At 64.5% G+C, this 3,885-nt stretch carries 4 protein-coding genes; all 4 read left to right on the top strand.

Annotated elements, in window-relative coordinates:
* Positions 1-108: 108 nt before the first annotated feature.
* Positions 109-777 (top strand): CvpA family protein, encoded by a 669-nt coding sequence (locus tag EN994_RS21555; RefSeq protein ID WP_013532527.1) that lies wholly within the window; start codon positions 109-111, stop codon positions 775-777.
* 105 nt (positions 778-882) lie between these two features.
* Positions 883-2,352, top strand: a complete 1,470-nt coding sequence (purF, locus tag EN994_RS21550) for an amidophosphoribosyltransferase (RefSeq protein WP_013532528.1) — start codon at positions 883-885, stop codon at positions 2,350-2,352.
* A gap of 43 nt (positions 2,353-2,395) precedes the next feature.
* Positions 2,396-3,136 (top strand): SDR family NAD(P)-dependent oxidoreductase, encoded by a 741-nt coding sequence (locus EN994_RS21545; protein WP_013532529.1) that lies wholly within the window; start codon positions 2,396-2,398, stop codon positions 3,134-3,136.
* A gap of 135 nt (positions 3,137-3,271) precedes the next feature.
* Positions 3,272-3,885: hypothetical protein (locus EN994_RS21540; protein WP_127307795.1), on the top strand; the 614-nt coding region annotated here is incomplete at its 3' end.

Raw genomic sequence — 3,885 nt, 5'->3', positions numbered from 1 at the left:
CGCATAGCCGGCTCACGCCGAAGCCGCGTGGACGAAGAAGACTAGAGCATCGGACCCAGAGCCCGATGTTCGGCGCTATAATGCGGCTCATGGAGTGGGGCGAAAGACATGCCGATTACGCTGCTTGACGGAATTCTCGTCGGCTTCACTCTGGTTTCGGCGATGCTCGCCATGGTTCGCGGCTTCTCGCGCGAAGTCCTGTCCGTCGTCTCCTGGGCCGCGGCGGCAGCGGCGGCGTTCTTCTTCTACAAGCCGGTCGTGCCTTACCTCGCTCCCTACATCGAGAATGAAAAGGTCGCCATGGCGGCCGCCGCCGGCGTGGTTTTCATCATCGCGCTGATCGTCGTCTCGGTCATCACCATGAAGCTCGCCGACTGGATCATCGATTCCCGGATCGGCGCGCTCGATCGTACGCTCGGTTTCCTTTACGGCGCCGCGCGCGGCATCCTGGTCGTTGCCGTCGCCCTGCTGTTCTTCAACTGGCTGGCCGGCGCCAAGGCACCAGCCTGGGTCACCGAGGCCAAGTCGCGGCCGCTGCTCGAACAAATCGGCGCCAAGCTCGAAAGCCTGCTGCCCGAGGATCCGGAAAACGCGATCCTCAAGAAGCTCAATCCGAATCAGCCGGCCGCCGAGACGCCAGCTGCTCCGGACGCACCGGCGGCGGATGCTCCGGCGGGCGGCGACGATACCAACACGCCGGCGCCTGACGACAATGACGCAACACCACCGGCGAACAACGCCCCGGCCGCTCCGGCACCGGCGGCACCGGCAAACTGACGCCGAAAAACGGCGTCAGGATCTGACGATGGTGTGAACGACTGCACGGCCCGCGTTGCTTTCGGCGCGAACCCGCATTATATGGCGATTTTAGCGGAGCTTAAGATGGCAGACGCAGACGACGTGCTTTCCGCCGAGGCCGACGACCATTTCCACGACGAATGCGGTGTGTTCGGCATTTTCGGCCGGCAGGACGCTGCGGCCATCGTTACATTGGGCCTGCATGCGCTGCAGCATCGCGGCCAGGAAGCGGCCGGCATCGTTTCCTATGACGGCAGCCAGTTCCATGTCGAACGCCATGTCGGCCTGATCGGCGACACCTTCACCAAGCAGCGCGTCATCGACAGCCTGCAAGGCAACCGCGCCATTGGCCATACGCGCTACGCCACCACGGGCGGCGCCGGCATGCGCAACATCCAGCCCTTTTTCGCCGAATTGGCCGATGGCGGTTTCGCCGTCGCCCACAACGGCAATCTGACCAACGCCATGACCGTGCAGCGCGCGCTGCAGAAGCAAGGCGCGATCTTCTCCTCCACCTCCGATACCGAGACGCTTTTGCACCTCGTCGCCACCAGCAAGGAGCGCGATTTGAACTCGCGTTTCATCGATGCGGTGCGGCAGGTCGAGGGCGCTTTCTCCCTGGTGGCGATGACGGCCAAGAAGATGATCGGCTGCCGCGATCCGCTCGGCATCCGGCCGCTGGTGCTGGGCGATCTCGACGGCGCCTGGATCCTGGCCTCTGAAACCTGCGCGCTCGACATCATCGGTGCGCGTTTCGTGCGCGACCTGAAGCCCGGCGAGATGGTCGTCGTCACGTCCAAGGGCATCGAGAGCCTGTTCCCCTTCGAGCCGCAGAAGACCCGCTTCTGCATCTTCGAATATGTCTATTTCGCGCGGCCGGATTCCTCGGTCGAAGGCCGCAACGTCTATGAGGTGCGCAAGCGTATCGGCGCCGAGCTGGCGGTCGAAAGCCCGGTCGAGGCCGACATCGTCGTGCCGGTGCCGGATTCGGGCACGCCGGCGGCGATCGGCTTCAGCCAGGCGGCCGGCATTCCCTTCGAGCTCGGCATCATCCGCAATCATTATGTCGGCCGCACCTTCATCCAGCCGGGCGATTCGATCCGCCATATGGGCGTCAAGCTGAAGCACAATGCCAACCGGCGCATGATCGAAGGCAAGCGCGTGGTTCTGGTCGACGACAGCATCGTGCGCGGCACCACCAGCCAGAAGATCGTGCAGATGGTGCGCGACGCCGGCGCCAAGGAGGTGCATATGCGCATCGCCTCACCGCCGACACGCGCCTCCTGCTTCTACGGTGTCGACACGCCGGAGAAATCGAAGCTCCTGGCGTCGCGCATGTCGATCGAGGAGATGGCCGAGTTCATTCGCGTCGATTCGCTTGGCTTCCTCACCATTGACGGGCTCTACCGCGCGGTCGGCGAGGCCAGCCGCGACAACGACCAGCCGCAATTCTGCGATGCCTGCTTCACCGGCCAGTACCCGACCCGCCTGCTCGACTTCGAAGGCCACGACAATGTGCGCACGCTGTCGCTGCTGGCGACAAGCGGGACGTAGGCCGGACCGCCATCAGCGTTAGTCAATTCCCGGAATCCATCGCATGACCCTCGACCTTTCCGGCCGCGTTGCGGTCGTCACCGGCGCCTCGCGCGGCATCGGCTATTTCATTGCCAAGGAATTGGCTGCCGCCGGCGCGCATGTCATTGCGGTGGCTCGTACTGTCGGCGGGCTGGAAGAGCTCGACGACCAGATCAAGGCGGCCGGCGGCCAGGCGACACTGGTGCCGCTCGACCTCGCCGACATGGCCGGCATCGACCGCCTGGGCGGCGCCATCCACGAACGCTGGGGCAAGCTCGACATTCTCGTCGCCAATGCCGGCGTGCTCGGCGTCATCTCGCCGATCGGTCATGTCGAAGCAAAAACCTTCGAGAAGGTGATGACCATCAACGTCACCTCGACCTGGCGGCTGATCCGCTCGGTCGACCCTCTGCTGCGGCTCTCCGATGCTGGCCGCGCGATCATCCTGTCTTCCAACGCCGCGCACTCGGCGCGCGCCTTCTGGGCACCCTACGCGGCATCCAAGGCCGCGGTGGAGACGATGATGCGCTCCTGGGCGCATGAGACGCAGAGCCTGCCGCTCAGGGTGAACGCCGCTGACCCCGGCGCCACCCGCACCGCCATGCGGGCCCAGGCAGTGCCGGGCGAAGATCCCGAGACGTTGCCGCATCCCTCCGAGATCGCCAAACGCATCGTGCCGCTGGCCAGCCCGGACCTGAAAGAGACCGGATTGATCTTCCAGGCCAAGCACAATCGCTTCGTCGCCTATAGGCAGCCGGAATAAAAGTTGAGCCTTTTTTTTGACGCATGTCGGTTTCCCAAAAACCGCTGCGCACTTTTAAGCGACATGCGTAGGGATTAAACAGGCCTCCGGAAACGTTTCTTCGACGTAGTCGAAGCCCAAACCGGAGGAACCACCATGCGCAAACTGCTTCTCGCCACCGCGGCCATCCTGATCGCAGCCGCGGGCGCCGCTTACTCGCAAGATGCCAAGATGAGCTTCTTCGTCACCAGTGTCGGTTCCGGCAAGGGTGCCGACCTCGGCGGCCTCAAGGGTGCTGACGCGCATTGCGCATCGCTGGCGGAAGCCGCCGGCGTCACCGGCAAGAGTTGGGCCGCCTATCTGTCGACCAGCGACACCGACGCCCGCGACCGTATCGGCAAGGGGCCGTGGGTGAACGCCAAGGGCGTCAAGATCGCTGACGACGTCGCCTCGTTGCACAGCGATGCCAACGGCATCACCAAGCAGACGGCGCTCAACGAGAAAGGCGAAGTGGTCAACGGCCGCGGTGACACGCCGAACCGCCACGACGTGCTGACCGGCTCCAAGCCCGACGGCACCAAGATCGCCGACCAGACCTGCGGCGACTGGACGATGAGCGGGGCGGAAGGCGCCGCGATGATGGGCCATCATGATCGCACGGGCCTCGACGATTCTGCAGCCGCCAAATCCTGGAATTCCTCGCACGCCTCGCGCGGCGGCTGCAGCCAAGAGGCGCTGAAGGGCACCGGGGGCGATGGCTTGTTCTATTG

Origin of the sequence: Mesorhizobium sp. M7A.F.Ca.CA.002.09.1.1, assembly GCF_003998555.1 — a bacterium.
Taxonomy (GTDB): Bacteria; Pseudomonadota; Alphaproteobacteria; order Rhizobiales; family Rhizobiaceae; genus Mesorhizobium; species Mesorhizobium ciceri.
This window is presented reverse-complemented; position numbering and strand designations above follow the sequence as displayed.

Excerpts from the sequence above, each read along its gene's own strand:
- EN994_RS21555 (WP_013532527.1), top strand. The coding sequence starts at position 109 with ATGCCGATTACGCTGCTTGACGGAATTCTCGTCGGCTTCACTCTGGTT.
- EN994_RS21545 (WP_013532529.1), top strand. The coding sequence starts at position 2,396 with ATGACCCTCGACCTTTCCGGCCGCGTTGCGGTCGTCACCGGCGCCTCG.
- purF (WP_013532528.1), top strand. The coding sequence starts at position 883 with ATGGCAGACGCAGACGACGTGCTTTCCGCCGAGGCCGACGACCATTTC.